Annotated in this window: 1 pseudogene; it reads left to right on the forward strand. The window is 49.3% G+C overall.

The annotated features are described in order from the left end of the window. Window positions 1-67 precede the first annotated feature (67 nt). Window positions 68-440, forward strand: a pseudogene (locus ACTHUF_RS11325) (solute carrier family 23 protein); the annotation flags it as partial.

The raw sequence follows: 440 nt of genomic DNA on the forward strand, positions 1-440 counted from the left end.
AAGTAAATGTTCACAATTAGGATAAATCAGGATAATCTGCGCCATTTGAATTTTCTTCGGAGCTTTTATGAATCGGCTTAAAACGGCGGTAGCCGGTGCGCAGATTTTGTTTGTCGCGTTCGGTGCCATGGTGCTTGTGCCGCGTCTGACGGGACTGAACCCTGCTTTGGCATTATTGGGCGCAGGCTTGGGCACTTTGTTGTTCCAATTGGTTACCAAACGTAAAGTGCCGATTTTCCTCGGCTCTTCTTTTGCCTTTATTGCACCGATTATCTACTCCATCGGCGAATGGGGCCTGCCTTCTACCATTTCGGCCTGTTTGCGGCAGGTTTCATGTACTTTGTCTTTGCCGCGCTAATTAGATGGCGCGGTCTAGATGCGGTACACAAGCTGTTGCCGCCCGTGGTTATCGGTCCGGTGATTATGGTAATCGGTTTGTC

Source organism: Neisseria sp. P0024.S006, from assembly GCF_051956595.1.
In the GTDB taxonomy this organism is placed as follows: domain Bacteria; phylum Pseudomonadota; class Gammaproteobacteria; order Burkholderiales; family Neisseriaceae; genus Neisseria.